Origin of the sequence: Streptomyces sp. NPDC056479, from assembly GCF_042795335.1 — a bacterium.
Lineage (GTDB): Bacteria > Actinomycetota > Actinomycetes > Streptomycetales > Streptomycetaceae > Streptomyces.
The window spans coordinates 1-20,639 of the sequence record NZ_JBHTRZ010000014.1 but is presented as its reverse complement, the minus strand read 5'-3'; the positions used below and the strand labels follow the sequence as shown (position 1 = coordinate 20,639).

General features: G+C 69.7%; 20 protein-coding genes. 13 read left to right on the top strand and 7 right to left on the bottom strand.

Annotation, left to right across the window (positions count from 1 at the left end):
• Positions 1-5: 5 nt before the first annotated feature.
• On the bottom strand, positions 6-698 hold the full coding sequence (locus ACFQ6S_RS40965; RefSeq protein WP_383421140.1) for a class I SAM-dependent DNA methyltransferase: 693 nt from the start codon (positions 696-698) through the stop codon (positions 6-8).
• Between the two features lie 321 nt (positions 699-1,019).
• Here ACFQ6S_RS40965 and ACFQ6S_RS40960 point away from each other — a divergent pair, with 321 nt between their 5' ends.
• The 9 genes from ACFQ6S_RS40960 to ACFQ6S_RS40920 all read left to right on the top strand — a co-directional run bounded on the left by ACFQ6S_RS40960 (position 1,020) and on the right by ACFQ6S_RS40920 (position 11,815).
• Positions 1,020-2,240, top strand: a complete 1,221-nt coding sequence (locus ACFQ6S_RS40960; RefSeq protein ID WP_383420859.1) for a M20 family metallopeptidase — start codon at positions 1,020-1,022, stop codon at positions 2,238-2,240.
• A gap of 559 nt (positions 2,241-2,799) precedes the next feature.
• On the top strand, positions 2,800-3,852 hold the full coding sequence (locus ACFQ6S_RS40955) for a BMP family protein (RefSeq protein ID WP_383420857.1): 1,053 nt from the start codon (positions 2,800-2,802) through the stop codon (positions 3,850-3,852).
• Between the two features lie 280 nt (positions 3,853-4,132).
• A complete protein-coding gene (locus ACFQ6S_RS40950) occupies positions 4,133-5,182 on the top strand; it encodes a BMP family protein (protein WP_383420855.1) in 1,050 nt (349 codons plus the stop codon).
• Positions 5,183-5,393: 211 nt separating this feature from the next.
• Positions 5,394-6,971, top strand: a complete 1,578-nt coding sequence (locus ACFQ6S_RS40945; RefSeq protein ID WP_383420853.1) for an ABC transporter ATP-binding protein — start codon at positions 5,394-5,396, stop codon at positions 6,969-6,971.
• Positions 6,971-8,092 carry an ABC transporter permease gene (locus tag ACFQ6S_RS40940; RefSeq protein ID WP_383420851.1) on the top strand — a complete coding sequence of 374 codons (1,122 nt, stop codon included), beginning with the start codon at positions 6,971-6,973 and terminating at the stop codon, positions 8,090-8,092. The genes ACFQ6S_RS40945 and ACFQ6S_RS40940 overlap by 1 nt, the downstream gene beginning before the upstream one ends.
• Positions 8,089-9,366 (top strand): ABC transporter permease, encoded by a 1,278-nt coding sequence (locus ACFQ6S_RS40935; protein ID WP_383420849.1) that lies wholly within the window; start codon positions 8,089-8,091, stop codon positions 9,364-9,366. The genes ACFQ6S_RS40940 and ACFQ6S_RS40935 overlap by 4 nt, the downstream gene beginning before the upstream one ends.
• Positions 9,366-9,770 (top strand): cytidine deaminase, encoded by a 405-nt coding sequence (locus ACFQ6S_RS40930; protein WP_383420847.1) that lies wholly within the window; start codon positions 9,366-9,368, stop codon positions 9,768-9,770. The genes ACFQ6S_RS40935 and ACFQ6S_RS40930 overlap by 1 nt, the downstream gene beginning before the upstream one ends.
• An 87-nt stretch (positions 9,771-9,857) precedes the next feature.
• Positions 9,858-11,135 (top strand): thymidine phosphorylase, encoded by a 1,278-nt coding sequence (locus ACFQ6S_RS40925; protein ID WP_383420845.1) that lies wholly within the window; start codon positions 9,858-9,860, stop codon positions 11,133-11,135.
• Between the two features lie 95 nt (positions 11,136-11,230).
• Positions 11,231-11,815 (top strand): Uma2 family endonuclease, encoded by a 585-nt coding sequence (locus ACFQ6S_RS40920; RefSeq protein WP_383420843.1) that lies wholly within the window; start codon positions 11,231-11,233, stop codon positions 11,813-11,815.
• Positions 11,816-11,818: 3 nt separating this feature from the next.
• On the opposite strand, the gene ACFQ6S_RS40915 is transcribed toward ACFQ6S_RS40920, so the two are convergent.
• On the bottom strand, positions 11,819-12,739 hold the full coding sequence (locus ACFQ6S_RS40915) for an AEC family transporter (RefSeq protein ID WP_383420841.1): 921 nt from the start codon (positions 12,737-12,739) through the stop codon (positions 11,819-11,821).
• Positions 12,740-12,925: 186 nt separating this feature from the next.
• On the opposite strand from ACFQ6S_RS40915, the gene ACFQ6S_RS40910 reads away from it, so the two are divergent.
• Entirely contained in the window at positions 12,926-13,312 is a 387-nt protein-coding gene (locus ACFQ6S_RS40910) for an STAS domain-containing protein (RefSeq protein ID WP_383420839.1), read from the top strand.
• Here the strand turns inward: ACFQ6S_RS40910 and ACFQ6S_RS40905 are convergent.
• Both ACFQ6S_RS40905 and ACFQ6S_RS40900 read right to left on the bottom strand, forming a co-directional pair.
• On the bottom strand, positions 13,196-14,215 hold the full coding sequence (locus ACFQ6S_RS40905; protein ID WP_383420837.1) for a sigma-70 family RNA polymerase sigma factor: 1,020 nt from the start codon (positions 14,213-14,215) through the stop codon (positions 13,196-13,198). The genes ACFQ6S_RS40910 and ACFQ6S_RS40905 overlap by 117 nt on opposite strands.
• A 206-nt stretch (positions 14,216-14,421) precedes the next feature.
• On the bottom strand, positions 14,422-15,678 hold the full coding sequence (locus ACFQ6S_RS40900; RefSeq protein ID WP_383420835.1) for an MFS transporter: 1,257 nt from the start codon (positions 15,676-15,678) through the stop codon (positions 14,422-14,424).
• 63 nt (positions 15,679-15,741) lie between these two features.
• On the opposite strand from ACFQ6S_RS40900, the gene ACFQ6S_RS40895 reads away from it, so the two are divergent.
• Entirely contained in the window at positions 15,742-16,704 is a 963-nt protein-coding gene (locus ACFQ6S_RS40895; RefSeq protein WP_383420833.1) for a LysR substrate-binding domain-containing protein, read from the top strand.
• A gap of 84 nt (positions 16,705-16,788) precedes the next feature.
• Here the strand turns inward: ACFQ6S_RS40895 and ACFQ6S_RS40890 are convergent, their stop codons facing one another.
• Positions 16,789-17,550, bottom strand: coding sequence for an alpha/beta hydrolase (locus ACFQ6S_RS40890; RefSeq protein ID WP_383420831.1), 762 nt, complete (start codon positions 17,548-17,550; stop codon positions 16,789-16,791).
• A gap of 134 nt (positions 17,551-17,684) precedes the next feature.
• Between ACFQ6S_RS40890 and ACFQ6S_RS40885 the strand changes: the two genes are divergently transcribed.
• On the top strand, positions 17,685-18,848 hold the full coding sequence (locus tag ACFQ6S_RS40885; RefSeq protein ID WP_383420829.1) for an adenosine deaminase: 1,164 nt from the start codon (positions 17,685-17,687) through the stop codon (positions 18,846-18,848).
• A 138-nt stretch (positions 18,849-18,986) separates the two neighbouring features.
• Complete coding sequence (locus ACFQ6S_RS40880; RefSeq protein ID WP_383420827.1) at positions 18,987-19,388, top strand: ATP-binding protein; 402 nt, start codon at positions 18,987-18,989, stop codon at positions 19,386-19,388.
• A 130-nt stretch (positions 19,389-19,518) separates the two neighbouring features.
• On the opposite strand, the gene ACFQ6S_RS40875 is transcribed toward ACFQ6S_RS40880, so the two are convergent.
• A complete protein-coding gene (locus tag ACFQ6S_RS40875; RefSeq protein ID WP_383420825.1) occupies positions 19,519-19,728 on the bottom strand; it encodes a PspC domain-containing protein in 210 nt (69 codons plus the stop codon).
• Positions 19,729-19,837: 109 nt separating this feature from the next.
• On the bottom strand, positions 19,838-20,389 hold the full coding sequence (locus ACFQ6S_RS40870) for a VanZ family protein (protein WP_383420823.1): 552 nt from the start codon (positions 20,387-20,389) through the stop codon (positions 19,838-19,840).
• Positions 20,390-20,639: the final 250 nt, after the last annotated feature.

Here is a 20,639-nt window from a genome sequence, read left to right as displayed (position 1 = left end):
GGGGCTCAGCGCCGCCCGGCAGCAGGCTTCTCGGCGAGGAGGAAGGCGCGAGGCCGCTTCTCCTCGCCGTCGGGTTCCCGCACGATGCGCGCGTACAGTCGCAGACCTGCCTCGGTCAGGTGTTCGATGACCGTTTCGGGCGTCCGCCAGTGGTGGTCGAGCGCGATCTCCTGGCCGAAGCGTTCCGACAGGTGCAGGTGGTCCTCGGTGTCGCCGGACTGGAACGCCAGCAGGACCGGGGCGCCGGGCCGCAGGACGCGGTGGAACTCGGTGAAGGTCGCGGGCAGGTGGTCGTCCGGGACGTGGATGATCGAGTACAGCGCGAGGATGCCGCCCAGCGTCTCGTCCGGCAGGTCCAGCGAGGTCATCGAGCCGACGTGGAACCGGAGTCCGGGATGCGCGCGGCGGGCCAGGGCCACCATCCGCGGCGAGAGATCGACGCCGAAGACCGGGGTGCCGAGGGCGTCGAGATGGGCGGTGACGGAGCCGGGGCCGCTGCCGAGGTCGGCGACGGGGGCGGGGGCGTGCTCCCGGGCCAGCTCGGCGAAGGCGGTGACGAGGGAGCGGTCCAGGGGAGCGCTGTGGGCCGGCCAGTCGGAGAAGCGGTCTGTGTAGGCGGGGGCGATGGCGTCGTACGAGGCCCGGGTGGCCTCCAGGAAATCGGCGTACGCGGCGATCGAGGGGTTCTGGGGGTTCACGGCGGTCACGGGGCGCACCCTAGTGCGGGCGGCGGACGGACGTCCGGGAGTTCACCGGGGGTGCGCGATCCCGTCAGGTGAACACAACCGACGCTTCTGTTCCAAGCGTGGTATCCGTGGAGTGTGGATGGCTGGCATCGTCACTCTCCGTCTCCGTCGATTCCATGATCGACTCGACGGAAAGCCGGGCGAGTTTACCCACCCAAACCGATACCTACGCGTCGGGCGGCCAGATTTTCTTCCCCAAACGGGTTGAACTTTTGTTGATCGAGGGTCAGTTGGCCACCTCGGCGTCCTACCCTTCAGAGGGTGAACCAACTGATGTCCACAGAGTCCGAAGCCGATCAACCCGGGGAAGCCGTCCTTCCCGGCACCCTGCCGGAGGCGCTGCGTGCCGAACTCATCGAGTTCCGGCGCGACTTGCACATGCACCCCGAGCTCGGCAACCAGGAGTTCCGCACCACCGCCGCGATCAAGGCCCGGCTGGAGAAGGCCGGCCTGAAGCCCCGCGTGCTCGCCGTCGGAACCGGGCTCATCTGTGACATCGGCGAGCCGGACGACGGGCGGCCCATGCTCGCCCTGCGCGCCGACATCGACGCCCTGCCCATCCCGGACACGAAGAGTGAGTGCTCGTACCGCTCGACGGTGCCCGACCGCGCCCATGCCTGTGGCCATGACGTCCATACGGCCGTGGTGCTCGGCGCCGGCCTCGTGCTGGCCGACCTCCACCGGCGCGGGCAGCTGCCCCGGCCCGTCCGTCTGGTCTTCCAGCCCGCCGAGGAGGTGCTCCCCGGCGGCGCCGCCGACGCCGTCGAGTGCGGGGTGCTCGACGGGGTGGGGCAGATCCTCGCCGTGCACTGCGATCCCAAGGTGGACGCCGGGCGGATCGGTCTGCGGCAGGGTGCCATCACCTCCGCCTGCGACCGGCTGGAAATCGCCCTGGACGGACCCGGCGGACACACCGCCCGCCCCCATCTGACGACCGACCTCGTCACCGCCGCCGCCCGGGTCGTCACCGACGTGCCCGCCCTGGTGGCCCGGCGCACCGACGCCCGCAGCGGCCTCGCCGTGACCTGGGGCCGTATCGACTCCGGCCACGCGCCCAACGTCATCCCGCAGCACGCCGAGCTCTCCGGGACCGTGCGCTGCCTGGACCTCGACACCTGGCGGCAGGCGCCCGACGTCGTGGTCGCCGCGATCGACGAGGTCGCCAACCTCCATCGCGCCAAGTCGGAGATCAACTACATCCGCGGTGTCCCGCCCGTGGTCAACGACCCGGCCTCGACCGAGCTGCTGCGCGAGGCCATGACCGCCCGCCGCGGCGCCGACTCCGTCGAGGGCACCGAGCAGAGCCTGGGCGGGGAGGACTTCTCCTGGTACCTGGAGCACGTCCCCGGCGCCATGGCCCGCCTCGGCGTCCGGGTGCCGGGGGACCGGGGCGGGCGTGACCTCCATCAGGGTGACTTCGATGTGGATGAATCGGCCATCACGGTGGGCGTGGAGATGTTCACGGCGGCGGCGCTGATCGACGCCGCGGGCTAGGCCCTGTCGTTTGGATCATCTCGGCGTCGCGGGGCATGGCGCGCGCATCTGCGGCGTTGTCGTCGGTCGCCGACTCCCCCACTCTCGACTTCGCTCGAGCGGGGGGACCCCCATCGCGTTGACCCCCTCCTCCGCCTTGCAGCTGCACGCGCCATGCCCCGCTCGGGTCGGCTGAGAAGAACCGCACCTCACGGCCGAGCTGATCCCAACGACAGGGCCTAGGCGGATCGCCGCCGGGTGCCCTCGCGCGGCGGTCGCGGGTCCGTCGTGACCGGGCGCGCAGGCCCTCATACCCCCGGGGGCGTTCCGGTTGCGGTCGCCACAGGGCGGGGGGAGTCTGGCCCCATGGCGGGCGGTCCTGTGCGCTGTCGTGGGGAAGGCACCTCTGGTGCAGTTGCCCCATGCGTGCCTTTCGATCCGGTGGTTCACAAGGGCGTAACCGGCCATCGGCACGAATGGATAACGGCCGGGCGAAACCCCGTTCCCAGGAGTGTCTACGCGCGTTAATGTGCGCCGAACTCAGCACCCACTGCGGGGCTTGGAGAATGGGGACTTCACGATGCGTCGGACATCCAAACTGACCCGTGTCGCGGTGGGGGTCGCGTCGATCGCGCTCGCTGCCACGGCGTGCGGTGGTACCAGCAGCGACAGCGACAGCGGCAGCGACGGCAGCGGCGACACCAAGGGTCTCGCCATCGCGTACGACATCGGCGGCAAGGGCGACCAGTCCTTCAACGACGCCGCGTACGCGGGCCTGCAGAAGGCCGCGAAGGAGTTCAACTACAAGACCGCCGACATCGAGCCCACCGAGGGCGAGACGGACGCCGACAAGGAACAGCGGCTGTCCTCCCTCGCCAAGCAGGGCTACAACCCGGTGATCGGCGTCGGCTTCGCCTACGGCCCCGCGATGGAGGCCGTGGCCAAGAAGTACCCGGACACCACCTTCGGCATCGTCGACTCGGTGGTCGAGGGCGAGAACGTCGCCTCCCTCGTCTTCGCCGAGCAGGAGGCCTCCTACCTGGCCGGCGTCGCCGCGGCCAAGGCCACCAAGACGAACACCGTCGGCTTCGTCGGCGGTGTGGACGTCCCGCTGATCCACAAGTTCGAGGCCGGCTACAAGCAGGGCGTCCAGGACACCAACCCCAAGGTCAAGGTCCTGTCGCAGTACCTGACGCAGACCGCGGAGGAGGGCGGCTTCTCCAGCCCGGACAAGGGCAAGGCCGCCGCCGAGGGCCAGATCGAGAAGGGCTCCGACGTCGAGTACGCGGCCGCCGGTCTGTCCGGTCAGGGCGTGATCGAGGCCGCCGCCAAGGCGAAGATCTGGGCGATCGGTGTCGACTCCGACCAGTACAAGCAGGCGGCGCTCGCCAACTACAAGAACTACATCCTGACCTCCGCCCTCAAGGACGTCGGCGGTGCGGTCTTCACGCTGGCCAAGTCGGTCGAGGACGGCAAGCCGCTGACCGGCACCCAGACCTTCGACCTGAAGGTCAACGGCGTCGGCCTGTCCGAGTCGAACCCGGAGTTCGCGAAGATCGCCGGTCTCTCCGACGCCGTGGCGAAGGCCAAGGAAGGCATCATCGACGGTTCCATCAAGGTCAAGACCGAGTAGTCGCGGTCGTGGTCGAGCAGAGCGGGCGGGCATCCGAGGGTGCCCGCCCGCTCTGCTTTTCCCAGCTCGGAGTGGATCTCCCGCCGCCATCCTCCCTTTGCTGTCGGCAAGCCCTTGGTCAAGGCCGAGCGTGGAGTTGAACACGGCCGGATAACAAGGTGGACAGAAGGGGTTTTCAGGCAGGTCTACGCGCGTTAATCTGCGGCGAAAGCCAGCGCCGTTGCTGTGAAGCGTTCCCGAGCTGTACCGTCCGGCGCTCGTACGACAGGAGTCTCCCCACATGCGCCGGATTTCCCGGATAACGGTCGCAGGCGCAGCGACCGCCTCTCTGGCCCTCGCGCTCTCCGCCTGCGGCGGCACCTCGACCTCGGCCTCTTCGGAGTCCAAGGGCGGCGACAAGGGCCTCGCCATCGCGTACGACGTCGGCGGCAAGGGCGACCAGTCCTTCAACGACGCCGCGTTCGCGGGTCTGGAGCAGGCGAAGAAGGAGTTCGGGTACGACACGCAGGACGTCGAGCCCACCGAGGGTGAGACGGACGCCGACAAGGAGCAGCGACTGGTGTCGCTGGCCAAGCAGGGCTACAACCCGGTCATCGGTGTCGGCTACGCGTACGCCGCCGCCGTGAAGGGCGCCGCGGAGAAGTTCCCGGACACCACCTTCGGCATCGTGGACGACTCCACGGTCGAGTCGAAGAACGTGGCCGACCTCGTCTTCTCCGAGGAGCAGGCCTCCTACCTGGCCGGCGTCGCCGCCGCCAAGAGCACCAAGACGAACACGGTCGGCTTCGTGGGCGGTGTGGACATCCCGCTGATCCACAAGTTCCAGGCCGGCTTCGAGCAGGGCGTCAAGGACACCAACCCGCAGGCCAAGGTCCTCACCCAGTACCTCACGCAGACCGCGGAGGAGGGCGGCTTCTCCAGCCCCGACAAGGGCAAGTCCGCCGCCGAGGGCCAGATCGAGAAGAAGGCCGACGTCGTCTACGCCGCCGCCGGTCTGTCCGGTCAGGGCGTCATCGAGGCCGCCGCCGCCAACAAGGTGTGGGCGGTCGGTGTCGACTCCGACCAGTACAACCAGGAAGCCCTCGCCAAGTACAAGGACTTCATCCTGACCTCGGCGATGAAGGACGTCGCCAAGGCGGTCTACAACCTGGCGCAGTCGGTCGAGGACGGCAAGCCCGAGACCGGTATCGTTCGTGGCGATCTGAAGTCGGGTGAGGTGAGCCTGTCGAACTCCAACCCGAAGTTCGCGGACAATGCCGAGCTTCAGGAAGCCATCAAGACGGCCAAGGAGAAGATCGTCAGCGGCGAGATCAAGGTCAAGACCAGCTGAGCACAGCAACACCCTGAGCAGCGGTAACCGCGGGGTTACGTCCGCTCGACGGGGTACGGGGAGGGTTCGCTCCTCGTGCCCCGTTGTCGCGGTGCGTCGGCCCCCTTTCAGGCCATCGGGGCGCTACGCGCGTAGACGACCCCCGTCCCCAGGAGAGTGCGCCATCAACGCGTCCAGCAGCCCTCCGGCCGACGCGGCGGTCAACGGTCAGGTGACCGCCGTCGAGCTCGCCGGGATCACCAAGCGATTCCCGGGCGTCGTGGCCAACCACGACATCCACCTCACCGTCCGCAAGGGCACCGTCCACGCCCTCGTCGGCGAGAACGGCGCCGGCAAGTCGACGCTGATGAAGATCCTCTACGGCATGCAGAAGCCGGACGAGGGCACCATCGCGATCGACGGCAAGAAGGTCACCTTCTCGTCGCCGGCCGACGCCATCGTGCGCGGCATCGGCATGGTGCACCAGCACTTCATGCTCGCGGACAACCTCACCGTCCTCGAGAACGTCGTGCTCGGCAGCGAGAAGCTGTACGGCATCGGCGCCAAGGCCCGCCGCAAGATCAAGGAGATCTCCGAGCGCTACGGCCTCGGCGTGGAGCCCGACCGCCTCGTCGAGGAGCTCGGTGTCGCCGCCCGCCAGCGTGTGGAGATCCTCAAGGTCCTCTACCGCGGCGCCACCACGCTGATCCTCGACGAGCCGACGGCCGTCCTGGTGCCGCAGGAGGTGGACGCGCTCTTCGACAACCTGCGCGAGCTGAAGGCCGAGGGCCTGTCGGTCATCTTCATCTCCCACAAGCTGGGCGAAGTGCTCCGCGTCGCCGACGAGATCACCGTCATCCGCCGCGGTACGACCGTCGGTACGGCCGTCCCCGCCGAGACGACCTCGCGCCAGCTCGCCGAGATGATGGTGGGCAGCGAGCTGCCGACGCCGGAGACCGCCGAGTCCACGGTCACCGACCGCCCGGTCATCACCGTCGACAAGCTGCGCCTGGAGGCGGTCGGCGGCAAGGCACTGCTGGACGACATCACCTTCACCATCCACGCGGGCGAGGTCCTGGGCATCGCCGGCGTCGAGGGCAACGGCCAGACCGAACTGGTCGACGCGCTCATCGGCCTCAAGGGCGCCGACTCCGGCACGATCACGATGATCGACGAGGAGATCACCGGCTGGACCACCCGCAGGCGCCGCGAGCAGGGCTTCGGCTACATCCCCGAGGACCGCCACCGGCACGGCCTGCTCCTGGAGGCCCCCCTCTGGGAGAACCGCATCCTCGGCCATGTCACCGAGAAGCCGCTCGCCAAGGGCGTCTGGCTGGACCCGAAGGCGGCCCAGGAGGACACCCGGCGGATCGTGACGGAGTACGACGTCCGCACCCCGGGCATCGACGTCACCGCCGCCTCCCTGTCCGGCGGCAACCAGCAGAAGCTGATCGTCGGCCGCGAGATGAGCCACAAGCCGCGCTTCCTGATCGCCGCGCACCCCACCCGTGGTGTGGACGTCGGCGCGCAGGCGGCGATCTGGGACCACATCCGCGAGGCCCGCCGTGAGGGCCTGGCCGTGCTGCTGATCTCCGCCGACCTGGACGAGCTGATCGGCCTGTCCGACACCCTCCGGGTGATCTACAACGGCAAGCTGGTCGCGGACGCCGACCCCGCCACCGTCACTCCGGAGGAGCTGGGCTCGGCGATGACGGGTGCCGCGACCGGGCACCTGGAGCACGACGACACCACCCCCGAGACTCCCGACCTGAGCAAGTCCCCCGAGTCCGGCGAAGACGAGGCCCGCTGATGAAGAAGTTCGACAAGGAGCGTGTGCTCCTCGCGGTGGCCGGACCGGTCATCGCGCTCGCCGTGGCCTTCGTGCTCAGCGGGATCGTGCTGGTCGCCTCGGGCAAGAGCCCGGTGGAGCCGTACACCCTGATGTTCGAGCAGCTCGGCTACTCCGACATCCAGGTACTGATCATCAACCAGGCCTCGCTGTACTACATCGCGGCTCTGGCGGTGGCCATCGGCTTCCGGATGAACCTGTTCAACATCGGCGTCGACGGCCAGTACCAGCTCGCCGCCATGATGGCCGCGATCGTCGGCGCCCACGCCAACCTGCCGGCCGCCCTCCAGGTCCCGCTGCTGATCCTCACCGCCGTCTGCACCGGCGCCTTCTGGTCCGGCATCGCCGGTGTCCTCAAGGTCACCCGCGGCGTCAGCGAGGTCGTCGCGACGATCATGCTCAACGCGATCGCCACGTCCGTCATCGGCTACCTGTGGCTGCCCAGCGTCTTCGGCGTCAAGGTCGGCAACAACAACACGACCGGCGAGATGCACGAGTCCGGCTGGATCCCCGGCATCGACATGGGCGACGCCGGCGAGATCTACGGCCTGGTCTTCCTCGCCGTCGTGCTCGGCATCGCCTACTGGGTCACCCTCAACCGCACCCGCTTCGGCTTCGACCTGCGCGCCTCCGGCGCCTCGGAGACGGCCGCCGCGGCGAGCGGTGTCGACCCCAAGCGCATGGTGCTCACCGCCATGCTGCTCTCCGGCGGTATCGCGGGCATGGCCGGTCTGCCGATCCTGCTCGGCGACACCCACACGTACAGCCTGAACTTCCCCACCGGCATCGGCTTCCTCGGCATCGGCATCGCCCTGCTCGGCCGCAACAGCCCCGTCGGCATCGCGTTCGCCGCCCTGCTGTGGGCCTGGCTCGACAAGGCCTCGCCCGAGCTGGACTTCCACGGCTACGACAAGGAGATCGCGGTCATCATGCAGGGCCTGATCGTGCTCTCGGTCGTCGTCTCCTACGAGGCCGTCCGCGAATGGGGCCTGCGCCGCCAGCAGCGCCGCGTGGGCGCGGAACTGGCAGCCGGTCACGTCCTCGGCGCCGACAACAACAAGAAGGAGGTGGCCGGCCGATGACCACCCCGCAGACCTCAGCGGTCGACGTCAACCAGCCCACGCTGCAGCCCGCGGCGCCGACGGGCCGCCGCCTGTCGTGGTCCGTCCTGCTGCTGGTCATCGCCGGAGCCCTGGCGCTGACCTCGATCGTCCGCATCATCACCGGCGCCGACGGCATCACCAACGTCAGCCAGATGTCCACCGCGCTCCAGCTCGCCGTGCCGATCGGCCTCGCCGGTCTCGGCGGTCTGTGGGCCGAGCGGGCGGGCGTCGTCAACATCGGCCTCGAGGGCATGATGATCCTCGGCACCTGGTTCGGTGCCTGGGCCGGCTTCCAGTGGGGCCCGTGGACCGGTGTCGTCGTCGGCATCCTCGGCGGCTGCATCGGCGGCATCCTGCACGCCATCGCCACCGTCACCTTCCGGGTCAACCACATCGTCTCCGGTGTGGCGATCAACATCCTCGCCCTCGGCATCACCCGCTACCTCGCGCCCCTCGCCTTCGTGGGCCACGCGGGCGGCTCCGCCAAGCAGTCCCCGGCGGTCGACACGCTCGGCAACTTCACGATCCCGGGCCTGTCCGACGGGCTGCGGGACCTGAACGACCAGGGCTGGTTCTTCATCTCCGACATCGCCGGTCTGCTCGGCGGTCTGGTCACCAACGTCTCCTGGCTGACCCTGATCGCCGTGGCGCTGATCCCCGGCACCTGGTACATCCTGTGGCGCACCGCCTTCGGTCTGCGGCTGCGCTCCTGCGGTGAGAACCCGATCGCGGCCGAGTCCCTCGGTGTGAACGTCTACAAGTACAAGTACATCGCCGTGATCATCTCCGGCGGCCTGGCCGGTCTCGGTGGCGCCTTCCTGTCCATCGTGGCCAACCCCTTCTATCTGGAGGGCCAGGTCAGCGGCCGCGGCTACATCGGTCTCGCCGCGATGATCTTCGGCAACTGGATGCCGGGCGGCCTCGCCCTGGGCGCCGGCCTGTTCGGCTACACCGACAGCCTCAACCTGCGCGGCGGCTCCACCAACGTGCACGCCCTGCTGCTGCTCGGCGCGCTCCTGCTGATCATCGGCGCCATCTGGCTGGTGGTCCGCAAGAAGTACGCCCCGTCGATGATCACCGCGGTGATCGGCGCTCTGGTCTACACCTGGTACGCCACCACCAACGAGGTGCCCAACCAGGTCGTGTCCGCCACGCCGTACGTCGTCACGCTCGTCGTCCTCACACTGTCCGCGCAACGCCTGCGGATGCCGAAGGCGGACGGCCTGCCGTACCGGAAGGGTCAGGGCAAGTGATGTCGCCCGCCGCCCACGACGTCGACTGGGACAAGCTGCGCGCCGCGGCGCTGGACGCCATGTCCCGTGCCTACGCCCCGTACTCCGGCTTCCCGGTCGGGGTCGCGGCCCTCGTCGACGACGGCCGTACCGTCACCGGCTGCAACGTCGAGAACGCGTCGTACGGCCTCGCCCTGTGCGCCGAGTGCGGGCTGGTCTCGGAGCTGCACAACACCGGGGGCGGCCGGCTGACGCACTTCACGTGCGTGGACGGCCAGGGCGACGTCCTGGTGCCGTGCGGCCGCTGTCGCCAGCTGCTCTTCGAGTTCGGCGGCCCGGAGCTCCTGCTGGAGACCCCGGCGGGCATCCTGCCGCTGTCGGAGATGCTGCCCCAGGCCTTCGGGCCGGGCCACCTCCGCAAGTAACTCCCTTGTGGCCCCTCCGAGTTGATCCGGCGATCGGCTCGGAGGGGCCGTACCACTTCTGGAACCTTCGGAAGGAAAACCATGGCCATGGACGCCATCTCCGTCATCCGCACCAAGCGGGACCGCGGTGAGCTCAGCGACGAGCAGATCGACTGGGTCATCGACGCGTACACCCGCGGGGAGGTCGCCGACGAGCAGATGTCCGCGCTCGCCATGGCGATCCTGCTCAACGGCATGAACCGCCGGGAGATCGCCCGCTGGACGGCCGCGATGATCGCCTCCGGCGAGCGCATGGACTTCTCGTCCCTGTCCCGCCCGACGGCCGACAAGCACTCCACTGGCGGAGTCGGCGACAAGATCACGCTTCCGCTCGCACCCCTGGTGGCGGCGTGCGGCGCCGCCGTCCCCCAGCTGTCGGGCCGGGGCCTCGGTCACACCGGCGGCACGCTGGACAAGCTGGAGTCGATCCCGGGATGGCGGGCCCTGCTCTCCAACGAGCAGATGCTGAACGTCCTGGACACCACCGGCGCGGTGATCTGCGCGGCGGGCGACGGTCTGGCCCCCGCCGACAAGAAGCTGTACGCGCTCCGGGATGTGACCGGCACGGTCGAGGCGATCCCGCTGATCGCGTCCTCGATCATGTCGAAGAAGATCGCGGAGGGCACCGGCTCGCTGGTGCTGGATGTGAAGGTCGGCTCGGGCGCCTTCATGAAGACGCTGGAGGACGCCCGTGAGCTGGCGTCCACGATGGTGGGCCTCGGCACCGACCACGGCGTGAAGACGGTCGCCCTGCTGACGGACATGTCCACCCCGCTCGGCCTCACCGCGGGCAACGCGCTGGAGGTCCGCGAGTCGGTGGAGGTCCTGGCGGGCGGTGGACCGGCCGACGTCGTGGAACTGACGATCGCTCTGGCCAGGGAAATGCTGGAAGCGGCGGGTGTGCGTGACACCGACCCGGCGAAGGCCCTGGCCGACGGCTCGGCGATGGACGTCTGGCGGCGCATGATCGCGGCCCAGGGCGGCGACCCGGACGCGGAGCTGCCGGTGGCCCGCGAGCAGCACGTGATCAAGGCCCCGTCCTCCGGCGTCCTGACCCGCCTCGACGCCTACGGCATCGGTGTCGCCGCCTGGCGCCTGGGTGCCGGCCGCGCACGCAAGGAGGACCCGGTGCAGGCTGGCGCCGGCATCGAGATGCACGCCAAGCCCGGCGACACGGTCACCGAGGGCCGGCCCCTGCTGACCCTCCACACCGACACCCCGGAACGCTTCGAGTACGCCCTTCAGTCGGTGGAGGGCTCCTACGACATCGCGACGACGGGGACGGACTTCACGGCTTCGCCGGTGGTGCTGGAGCGCATCGCCTGACCAGGGATTTCCCCATTCGGGTGAACGGGATCGGTAGACCCCTGCCGGTCCCGTTCGGCATGCTGGGATCGGTGACGCACCGATAGGAGACCGCGATGAGCGCACTCACCGTGAGCCAGGACCCCGACCAGAACTGGGACGACCTCGTCCGGTTTTGGGAGGAGATGGAATGGCCCGAGGGCAGCAAGGTGGAGATCATTGAGGGGATCATCACCGTGTCACCTGCTCCCGCATCCCGCCACAACGTGATCGCGGAACGAATTCAGCGTCGCCTCTACTCCGCGATCCCCGATGACTGGGGGATCTTCCAGACACTGGCGATCGCCGTGCCGTCACGGCTGGGCATGCTCATCCCAGATCTGCTCGTGGCTCCTGTGCAGGAATGCGCGGAGGCGGAATCCCACATCCCGGCGGCCTTGGCCGAACTCGTCGTCGAGGTGACCTCGAAGTCCAATGCCCAGCACGACCGCGTCAGCAAGCCCGCCGCTTACGCCACCGCCGGGATTCCGCTCTATCTGCTGATCGACCGCTGGGCCCCCGGAGGGCCCACCGCCACGCTCTTCGGAGAGCCGAAGGGCGATGTGTACCGGGTTTTGAGCGCCGTGAAGTTCGGTGACCCCATCAAGCTGCCGGACCCGTTCGACGTGACGATCGACACCGGCGAGTTCCCGGTCGACTGATCGTCAGCCCAGCAAGGCCGCAACAACCACCAGCACCGGCACCGAAATCACCGTCGACAGCAGGATCGAGTCCCGCGCCAACCGCTCACCCACCCCGTAACCCGACGCATACGTGTACAGGTTCTGCGCCGCCGGCAGTGCCGACGTCACCACCACGTCCAACAGCGGAGCGCCCCGTAGGCCGAAGACGCCTGCTGCCAGGGCCCAGGCTGCCGCGGGCTGGCCGAGTGACTTGAGGGCGACCGAGAGGAACACCGGGTGGCGGTCGGGGCCCCGGCCGGGCATCGTGCTGCCGCACAGGGAGATGCCGAAGGCCAGCAGGACCGCGGGGACCGACATGCCGCCGATCAGGGTCAGCGGGTCCAGGACGGGGGCCGGGATCCGCAGTCCCGTCGCCGACACCGCCACGCCCGCCAGTGAGCCGAGCGCGATCGGGTTGCGCAGCGGTGTCAGGAGGCGGCGCCACAGGGGGCCCTTCTCGCCCTCGCCGGACAGGTCGAGGATCGTCAGGGCGATGGGTGTGACGCCGACCAGCTGGAAGAGCAGTACCGGCGCGACCAGCGACGCGTCGCCCAGGACGTACACCGCGATCGGGATGCCGAGGTTGCCGGAGTTGACGTAGCTGGAGCACAGGGCGCCGATCGTCGTACGGCCCACCCCCCAGTGCCGTACGGCACCCACCGCGACGAAGATCCCGGCCGCCGCGGCCGTGCTCAGTGCCGTCACCAGAAGGCGGCTGGAGAAGATCACCGAGAGGTCGGTCTGCGCGAGTGTGGTGAACAGCAGCGCCGGGGACGCCACATGGAAGGCCAGCTTGGTGAGGACCTCGCGGCCGTGGACGCCGAGGTGGCCGCGCCGGCCGATCGCATAACCCACCGCGATGACAACGGCGATCACCGCGAACCCCGTCAACACCCCCTGCACGGAACCTCCTTGGCGGGGCGCAGACCGCAGGGTATTCGGGGGTGGGACAATACGTGGGGCATACAGCAAACCCTCCTGGGAAGGAGGGGACCAGGTCAATGTGATCTCGGTCGGCGGACACCCCCGCGAGGCACGGAATCCGGGCGGCGGGCATCGGACGGGGGAGCGGGGGGAACTCCGGCCGCGATGAGTTATCGCTTCCCGCCCGGTCTACCGATCGTGGACGCCATGACACCCGCTGTACTCGTGCTGGCCGGCCCCGTCACCCGGGACGAGGTGGCGGGGCTGTGCGACGACGTACGGGCCCGGCTGGAGGCCGGCGGGGTGAGAGTCGTGGTGTGTGACGTGGGCGGGCTCGGACCGCCGGGACTGGGCGTCGTGGAGCTGCTGGCACGGCTGCAGCTGGCCGCACGGCGGGCCGGGGGCCGGATCCGGCTGCGCGACCCCGACCCCGCGCTACACGCCCTGCTCGACCTGGTCGGTCTCCGCTTCGAGGTGGAGGGGGAGCCCGAACAGCGGGAACCAGCGCTTGGTGTCGAGGAAGAAGTGGAACCCGGTGAGCCGGCCCTCTGAGATCTCCAGGACCTGCACCGCCCACGGTGTGTAGCCGCCCGCCTCGGGGTCCGGCTTGTACTGGGCGAAGCCGGGCAGGCCGTTGACCTGGACCGGCACCAGCCGTGAGCCCTCGCAGGCGGAGCCCAGCGTCGTCATGAAGCCGGAGATGTCGTCGTGGCCCGTCAGCCACAGGTCGAACGGCGGCATCGTCATGATGGCGTCCTCGTGCAGCAGCGCCGTCAGCGCCGTCATGTCGTAGCCCTCGAAGGCCGCGACATACCGGTCCAGGAGCTTTTGCTGCTCCTCGTCCAGCGGGTCGGAGACGGTGGCCTGGGCGCCCGGCTGCTCCCGCTCGGCGAGTGTGGCCCGCGCCCGCTGCAGGGCGCTGTTGACCGACGCGACCGAGGTGCCGAGCAGCTCGGCGACCTCGCTCGCCTTCCAGGCCAGCACCTCGCGCAGGATCAGCACCGCCCGCTGCTTGGGCGGCAGCTGCTGGAGGGCCGCCATGAAGGCGAGCCGCACCGACTCCTTGGCGACCGCCGCCTCCGCCGGGTCCTCGGTCGTGGGCAGCACCCGGCTGTCCGGCATCGGCTCCAGCCAGGTGTTGTCCGGGCGGGGCGAGAGCGCCGCCCGGGCCAGCGGCGTCGACTCCGTCAGGTCCATCGGCCGGGCCCGCTTGTTGCCCGCCGTCAGCATGTCCAGGCACACGTTCGTCGCGATGCGGTACAGCCACGACCGGAGACTGGAACGGCCCTCGAACTTGTCGTAACTCCGCCAGGCCCGCACCATCGTGTCCTGCACCGCGTCCTCGGCCTCGAAGGACGAGCCGAGCATGCGGTAGCAGTACCCGGTCAGTTCGACGCGGTGTTTCTCCAGCCTGACGTCGAGGTCCGTTGTCGTAGTCGCCGTGCCGTCGCTCATCGTCCACCCACCCCTGTGGCCGTGCTGTGTCGCGCCTTTGCGCCCAGTACTTGGAAGCTACCGCAGCCCACTGACAACGGCCCCCGGAGTGGACGAACACCCAGGTGAGAGGCCCACAAAGCCGATCCCCCCGACCGGCCGACCCCGGTCGGGGGGAAAGAGGACGTGCGGCTCAGGCCGTAGCGAGCCGCTGCGGGTCAATACACCTAGGGCCGGCCGGCCCTTGCCGCACGTGTTCCGAGGACGGTGATCGTCACGACGCCGAGCACCGCCAGCAGGCCCACGCCCACCGTGCCCGCCCAGCCGCCCGCGTGGAAGGCGAGCGCGCCGACCGTGCTGCCCGCGCTGGAGCCGACGTAGTAGGCGGACTGGTACAGGGCGGCGGCCTGGGCGCGGCCGCGGGTGGCCGCCTTGCTGACCGCCGAGGACGCCACCGCGTGGCCCGCGAAGAAGCCCCCGGTGATCAGGACCAGGCCGAGCAGGACCATGGGGAGCGAGTCCGCCAGGGACACCAGCAGCCCGGCCGCCGTGGTCGCGCCCGCCGCGTACAGGGCGCCCCGGCGGCCGAGCCGGCCCACCAGACGGCCCGCGGTGGACGCCGAGACGGTGCCGACCAGGTAGACCAGGAAGATCGAGCCGATGATGCCCTGGGGGAGCGAGAACGGGGCTTCCGTCAGGCGGTAGCCGATCACCGTGTACACGCCGCCGAAGACCGTCATGAACAGCGCGCCGATCGCGTACAGACGGCACAGCAGCGGGTCGGAGAGGTGTTCGCGGACCGTGCGGGCCAGGACCCGCGGGCGCAGGGAGCCGGGCTTGAAGTGGCGCGGTGCCGGGAGCAGGAGGCGGAACGCCACCGCGCAGGCCACCGCGATCGCGCCGATGACGCCGACCGCGACCCGCCAGCCCCATTCCTGGGCGACCCAACCCGTGATCACCCGGCCGCTCATACCGCCGACGCTGTTGCCCGCGACGAACAGGCCGATCGCCGTGACCAGCGCCTTCGGGCGGACCTCCTCGGCCAGATACGCCGTCGCCGACGCCGGGAGTCCGGCCAGCGCGGCGCCCTGCACCGCCCGGAGCACGACCAGAGCGGTCAGGTTCGGCGCGAAGGGGACCAGGAGCCCGACGGTCACCGCGACCGCCAGGGACGCCGTCATGACCGTACGGCGGCCGTACCGCTCCGACAGTGCGCTCATCGGCAGGACGAAGAGGGCCAGACCGCCGGTCGCGGCCGCCACCGTCCAGCTGGCGTCGCTCGCCGCCACCCCGAACTCGCCCGAGATCAGCGGCAGAAGGGCCTGTGTGGAGTACAGCAGCGCGAAGGTCGCGACACCGGCGAGGAAGAGGGCGAAGCTCATCCGGCGGTAGCCGGGGCCGCCCGGGGCCATACGTGAGTCGACGACGGGGACTGCGGGTGTGGCGTCCACGGTGATGGACGCCCCGGTACTGGCGGGAGACATGCTTCGAAGTTACGTACGGCCCCGCTCATCCGTCCAATGCATGGAATCGCCATAATCGTTCCCATGGCGCATCAGCAGAGGTCACAGGATCGACTGTCACCGTCCAGTGACACAGAAGACATGGCAGAGATGTCGAGGTTGCTCGCCCCGCGCCTCGCCCACTTCGCCGGAGTCGCCCGTACCGAGCACGTCACCCGTGCCGCCCAGGAGATGCGGGTCCCGCAGTCCACGCTCTCGCGTGCCATGGTCCGCCTCGAACAGGACCTTGGCGTCGACCTGTTCGCCCGCCACGGCCGTACGGTCTCGCTGACCCCGGCCGGCCGCACCTTCCACGCCTCGGTCGAACGTGCCCTCGCCGAGATCGAGCGCGCCGCCGAGGAGGTCCGCGCCGACGCCGACCCGGCCACCGGCAAGGTCGCCTTCGGCTTTCTGCACACCATGGGCGCGGAGACGGTGCCCGGTCTGCTGCACGCCTTCCGCGAAGATCACCCCCGCATCCGCTTCAGCCTCGTCCAGAACTACGGCGAGGCGATGATCGAGCGGCTGCGGGCCGGCGAGCTCGACCTGTGCCTGACCTCTCCGGTGCCGGACGCCCCCGACCTGGTGGGCCGGCGTCTGGACGAGCAGAAGCTCCGCCTCGTCGTCCCCGCCGACCATCGCCTGGCCGCGCGCAAGCGCATCCGTCTGGCGGAGGCGGCCGACGAGATCTTCGTGACCCTGGAGCCCGGTTACGGCATGCGCCGGATCACAGACGACCTGTGCAAGGAGGCGGGCTTCAAGCCGCGCATCGCCTTCGAGGGGGAGGAGGCGGAGACGCTGCGCGGGCTGGTGGCGGCGGGACTCGGGGTCGCCCTTCTGCCCCCGCCCGCCGTGCCCCGCCCGGGGGTAGTGGAGCTGACGGTGACGGCCCCGAGAGCGGCACGGGAGATCGGCGTCGCCTGGCTGGCGGACCGCCCGGACACACCTCCGGTGGCGGCGTTCAAGAAGTTCCTGCTGTCGAGACGGGGCAACTTGCTACCCACGTGAAGGGCAACGCCCCAGGGGTGTGGGGAGCCGCCCGACAAGCCACGATGATGCCGCACCCGCCGACGAACCGACGCCCCAACGGCGCTAGCGCCGCAGCGACTTCCCGAACCCGGCGGCCAACGGCATCCGAAGTCCCAAAGGAGGCGGAGCGGCGAACGCGTCCGCCACCGGCCTGGAGAACGCCCTCCCGAACAGCACCCCCATGACGAAGTCCTGTGCCAGGGCGAGGACTTCGTCCCGGTGCTGGTGCAACGCGTGCCGGTCGGAGTGCACTTCGAACCGGCAAACGTCCCGGTTCGCCTTCTTCGCCCGCTCCGCCAGCCGGAACGACAGTTCGGGATCGGTCCGTTCGTCGTTCGTGCCGTGCACGAACATCACCCGTCTGCCCCCGAGCTGCCTCACCGGTTCGGGTGTGGCCGCCATGTCCTCCTCCGGCAGCCAAGGGGCGATCGCCAGCACGGAGTTGACGGCCTCGTGGCCACCGGCGTGCAGGGCGGCCCGGCCGCCCATGTCGATGCCTACGAGGCACACGGGGACGTCCCCGTACAGCCGTACGACCTCGTCGGCCGCCCACAGCGCGTCGCTCGCGAGGTTCGCGGCGTTGCCGTTCCAGCCGCGGAAGCGGTAGCGGACGACATGGGTGGCCAGGCCCTCCTCGCGTCCCGCCCGCGTCAGACGGCGGCCCAGCGTCCGCACGTAGGAGGTCGCCAACAACGGTGCCGGCTTGCGATGTGAGACCTCGTCACCTCCGGGCAGCAGAAGTACCACTCCGCTCACCGCCGTCGGCTCCGGCCCGATCGCCCTGCCCAGCCGGACCCTGCGAACCGGCGTCGCTTGGTGTGCCATGACAGAACAGTGTCAGAAGCATGGGTGTACGCCACCCTTCGTTGGGATCACCGTTACGTATCGACGGATCAGCACAACCGGGGAAATGGGGTGTTCAGGGAGTGATCTACGCGCGTAGGCGTTAGAGTGCGGAAATGACGAGCGAGACTGCCCAGAAGGCGAACACCCCGAGCTCGGACCAGATCCGCCGGGCCCCGAAGGTTCTGCTGCACGATCACCTCGACGGCGGGCTCCGCCCCGGCACCGTCGTCGAACTCGCCCGCGAGACGGGCTACACCCAGCTCCCCGAGACCGACCCCGACAAACTCGGCGTGTGGTTCAGCGAGGCCGCCGACTCCGGCTCCCTGGAGCGGTACCTGGAGACCTTCTCCCACACCGTCGCGGTGATGCAGACCCGTGACGCCCTCGTCCGCGTCGCGCGCGAGTGCGCCGAGGACCTCGCCGAGGACGGCGTCGTCTACGCCGAGGTGCGCTACGCGCCCGAACAGCACCTCGAGGGCGGGCTCAGCCTCGAAGAGGTCGTCGAGGCGGTGAACGAGGGCTTCCGCGAGGGCGAGGCGCTCGCGCGTCAGAACGGTCACCGCATCCGCGTGGGCGCCCTGCTCACCGCCATGCGGCACGCCGCCCGCGCGCTGGAGATCGCCGAACTCGCCAACCGCTACCGCGACCTCGGTGTCGTCGGCTTCGACATCGCGGGTGCCGAGGCCGGGCATCCGCCGACCCGGCATCTCGACGCCTTCGAGTACCTCAAGCGCGAGAACAACCACTTCACCATCCACGCCGGCGAGGCCTTCGGGCTGCCGTCCATCTGGCAGGCCCTGCAGTGGTGCGGCGCCGACCGGCTGGGGCACGGGGTGCGCATCATCGACGACATCCAGGTGCACGCCGACGGCTCCGTGAAGCTCGGGCGGCTCGCCTCGTACGTACGGGACAAGCGCATCCCGCTGGAGCTGTGCCCCAGCTCCAACCTCCAGACGGGGGCCGCCGACTCCTACGCCGCCCACCCCATCGGGCTGCTGCGCCGGCTGCACTTCCGGGCGACGGTGAACACCGACAACCGGCTCATGTCACATACGAGTATGAGCCGGGAATTCGAGCATCTTGTCGAGGCTTTCGGATACACGCTCGATGACATGCAATGGTTCTCCGTCAATGCGATGAAATCATCGTTCATTCCTTTCGATGAACGGCTCGCGATGATCAATGACGTCATCAAGCCCGGATATGCCGAACTGAAGTCCGAGTGGCTGTTCCGGCAGACCGCCTCCACCAGCGGTTCTCCGGAAGAATCCGGCTGACCTGGGGTCTTGTGGTCACACGGAATGCGGGCGGCATTCACAATCCGTCCTCATTTCGATGTTTGCGGCCGGGTGCGGGGCGTGTTTACGGTCGAGGACCGCTTACATCCCCGTAACCAATTTTCGAGGACGCATTTCATGAAGCAGTCTGCTGCCAAGACCCTCGGTGTCGCCGCTCTCGGTGCCGCTTTCGCCGCCGCGGGCGCGGGTGCCGCGAACGCAGCGCCGGTCGCGCCGGACGCCGCCGGTTCGGCGCTCGACACCGTCACCAGGACGCTCCCCGCCGAGAACCTCTCGCAGTCGGCGCCCGGTGCCGGAGCGGGGCTCGCCCAGGGTCAGGAGGCGCTCGCCACCGGACTGTCGGCCGCGCAGCCCGCTGCCGAGCAGGCGGTGGCCGGTGGGCCGACCGAAGTGGTCGCCGGGCTGCTCGGCGGGCTGCCGCTGCAGGGTCTGCCGACCGAGGGCCTGCCCACCCAGGGGCTTCCCACCCAGGGCCTTCCCACTCAGGGGCTGCCGGTGAACGGGCTTCCGCTCGCCTGAGTTCCGCTGCTGGGCCCGCCTCGGTAGGGGTGAGCTCGTGACGCGCCGCTGGGGCGTACCCCTTGGACACGGGGTGCGCCCCAGCGGCGTTGTGCGGCGGTGGTTCGTGGTGGGTGGTCGGTGCCGGGTGTTACCAGGCCGTGCGGGTCTTGTTCGCCTTGTCCTCGGAGGGGAGCAGGATCCACATCGCTATGTAGAGCAGGAACTGCGGGCCCGGGAGCAGGCAGGAGACCAGGAAGATCACGCGCATCGTCGTCGCGGAGGTGCCGAAGCGTCGCGCCAGCGCGGCGCACACTCCGCCGATCATGCGGCCGTTGGTGGGTCGGGCGAGCGCGGTCATGGTGCGGCTCCTTCGTGAGCGTCGGTCCAAGGCCTCTCTTGTGGGGCCTGGTGAGTGGTTGCCTCATCTGACATCCACGCTACGAAGACGAACCGGGCAAAGCGTCACTCTATGGAGCTATCCCGACCCTGGGAATCGTCGGGGTCCGACCCTGAGAGGGCTCCTCCTGGGGGACCGTGGCCCGGTGTGCGCGCTCGGACCTGCGGCGGAGATGGATGCGGGCCGCCGGGACGATCGTCGCGTGGGCGAGGGCCACGCCGGCCGTGTTCAGGAACAGTGAGTCCACGTCGACGATCTGGCCGGGGACGCCGGTCTGCAGCAGCTCTATGGCCAGGGAGATCAGGGCACCCGCGGCGACCGTGCGGACCAGGGAGCCGAGGGGGGAGGCGGTGAGCCTGCCGTGTGCCATCGGGATCAGTACGCCGAGGGGGGCCAGCAGGGCGAAGCTCTCGCCGATGCGGCGGGCGGCCTCCTGCCAGCCGAGCGCGAGGTCGGCTCTGATGCCTGCGAGCGGCTGCAGGTTGGCCGGGGTCACCCAGGGGACGTCCAGGGGGCGCAGCGTGAGCCAGGCGACGAATGCGAGGTGCGCGAGCAGGAGGATGCCTCCTGTCGCACGGATGCGGATTGCGGCGTTGCCGCCGATGGAGCCTTGACGCTGCACGCCCCCCAAGACGCGCCCCCCGGCGGGATCGGTTCCGGGGGGTGGTGCGTTGGTGGGGTGACGTGTCCGACACGCGTGCCTCCGGCGGTTGGGCTGTCGATGCCTGCGGCGGCCCGCTTTGGTGAGTGGGGGTGCGGGTAGCGCCTGCGGGTGCGTTGTGGGTCGGGGCCGTGCCGGGGGGTGTCCGTCCTCGGTCGGGCGGTTGCCGTCGGGCAGAGAGGTGCTCTTCGTTGACGCCCGCCGCTGCGGG

What these genes read in the sequence shown, in the direction of transcription:
- ACFQ6S_RS40885 (WP_383420829.1), top strand. Translation starts at nt 17,685, where the DNA reads ATGACGAGCGAGACTGCCCAGAAGGCGAACACCCCGAGCTCGGACCAG.
- ACFQ6S_RS40920 (WP_383420843.1), top strand. Translation starts at nt 11,231, where the DNA reads ATGAGCGCACTCACCGTGAGCCAGGACCCCGACCAGAACTGGGACGAC.
- ACFQ6S_RS40900 (WP_383420835.1), bottom strand. Translation starts at nt 15,678, where the DNA reads ATGTCTCCCGCCAGTACCGGGGCGTCCATCACCGTGGACGCCACACCC.
- ACFQ6S_RS40905 (WP_383420837.1), bottom strand. Translation starts at nt 14,215, where the DNA reads ATGAGCGACGGCACGGCGACTACGACAACGGACCTCGACGTCAGGCTG.
- ACFQ6S_RS40925 (WP_383420845.1), top strand. Translation starts at nt 9,858, where the DNA reads ATGGACGCCATCTCCGTCATCCGCACCAAGCGGGACCGCGGTGAGCTC.
- ACFQ6S_RS40890 (WP_383420831.1), bottom strand. Translation starts at nt 17,550, where the DNA reads ATGGCACACCAAGCGACGCCGGTTCGCAGGGTCCGGCTGGGCAGGGCG.
- ACFQ6S_RS40955 (WP_383420857.1), top strand. Translation starts at nt 2,800, where the DNA reads ATGCGTCGGACATCCAAACTGACCCGTGTCGCGGTGGGGGTCGCGTCG.
- ACFQ6S_RS40895 (WP_383420833.1), top strand. Translation starts at nt 15,742, where the DNA reads ATGGCGCATCAGCAGAGGTCACAGGATCGACTGTCACCGTCCAGTGAC.
- ACFQ6S_RS40940 (WP_383420851.1), top strand. Translation starts at nt 6,971, where the DNA reads ATGAAGAAGTTCGACAAGGAGCGTGTGCTCCTCGCGGTGGCCGGACCG.
- ACFQ6S_RS40910 (WP_383420839.1), top strand. Translation starts at nt 12,926, where the DNA reads ATGAGTTATCGCTTCCCGCCCGGTCTACCGATCGTGGACGCCATGACA.
- ACFQ6S_RS40960 (WP_383420859.1), top strand. Translation starts at nt 1,020, where the DNA reads ATGTCCACAGAGTCCGAAGCCGATCAACCCGGGGAAGCCGTCCTTCCC.
- ACFQ6S_RS40950 (WP_383420855.1), top strand. Translation starts at nt 4,133, where the DNA reads ATGCGCCGGATTTCCCGGATAACGGTCGCAGGCGCAGCGACCGCCTCT.
- ACFQ6S_RS40935 (WP_383420849.1), top strand. Translation starts at nt 8,089, where the DNA reads ATGACCACCCCGCAGACCTCAGCGGTCGACGTCAACCAGCCCACGCTG.
- ACFQ6S_RS40875 (WP_383420825.1), bottom strand. Translation starts at nt 19,728, where the DNA reads ATGACCGCGCTCGCCCGACCCACCAACGGCCGCATGATCGGCGGAGTG.
- ACFQ6S_RS40930 (WP_383420847.1), top strand. Translation starts at nt 9,366, where the DNA reads ATGTCGCCCGCCGCCCACGACGTCGACTGGGACAAGCTGCGCGCCGCG.
- ACFQ6S_RS40880 (WP_383420827.1), top strand. Translation starts at nt 18,987, where the DNA reads ATGAAGCAGTCTGCTGCCAAGACCCTCGGTGTCGCCGCTCTCGGTGCC.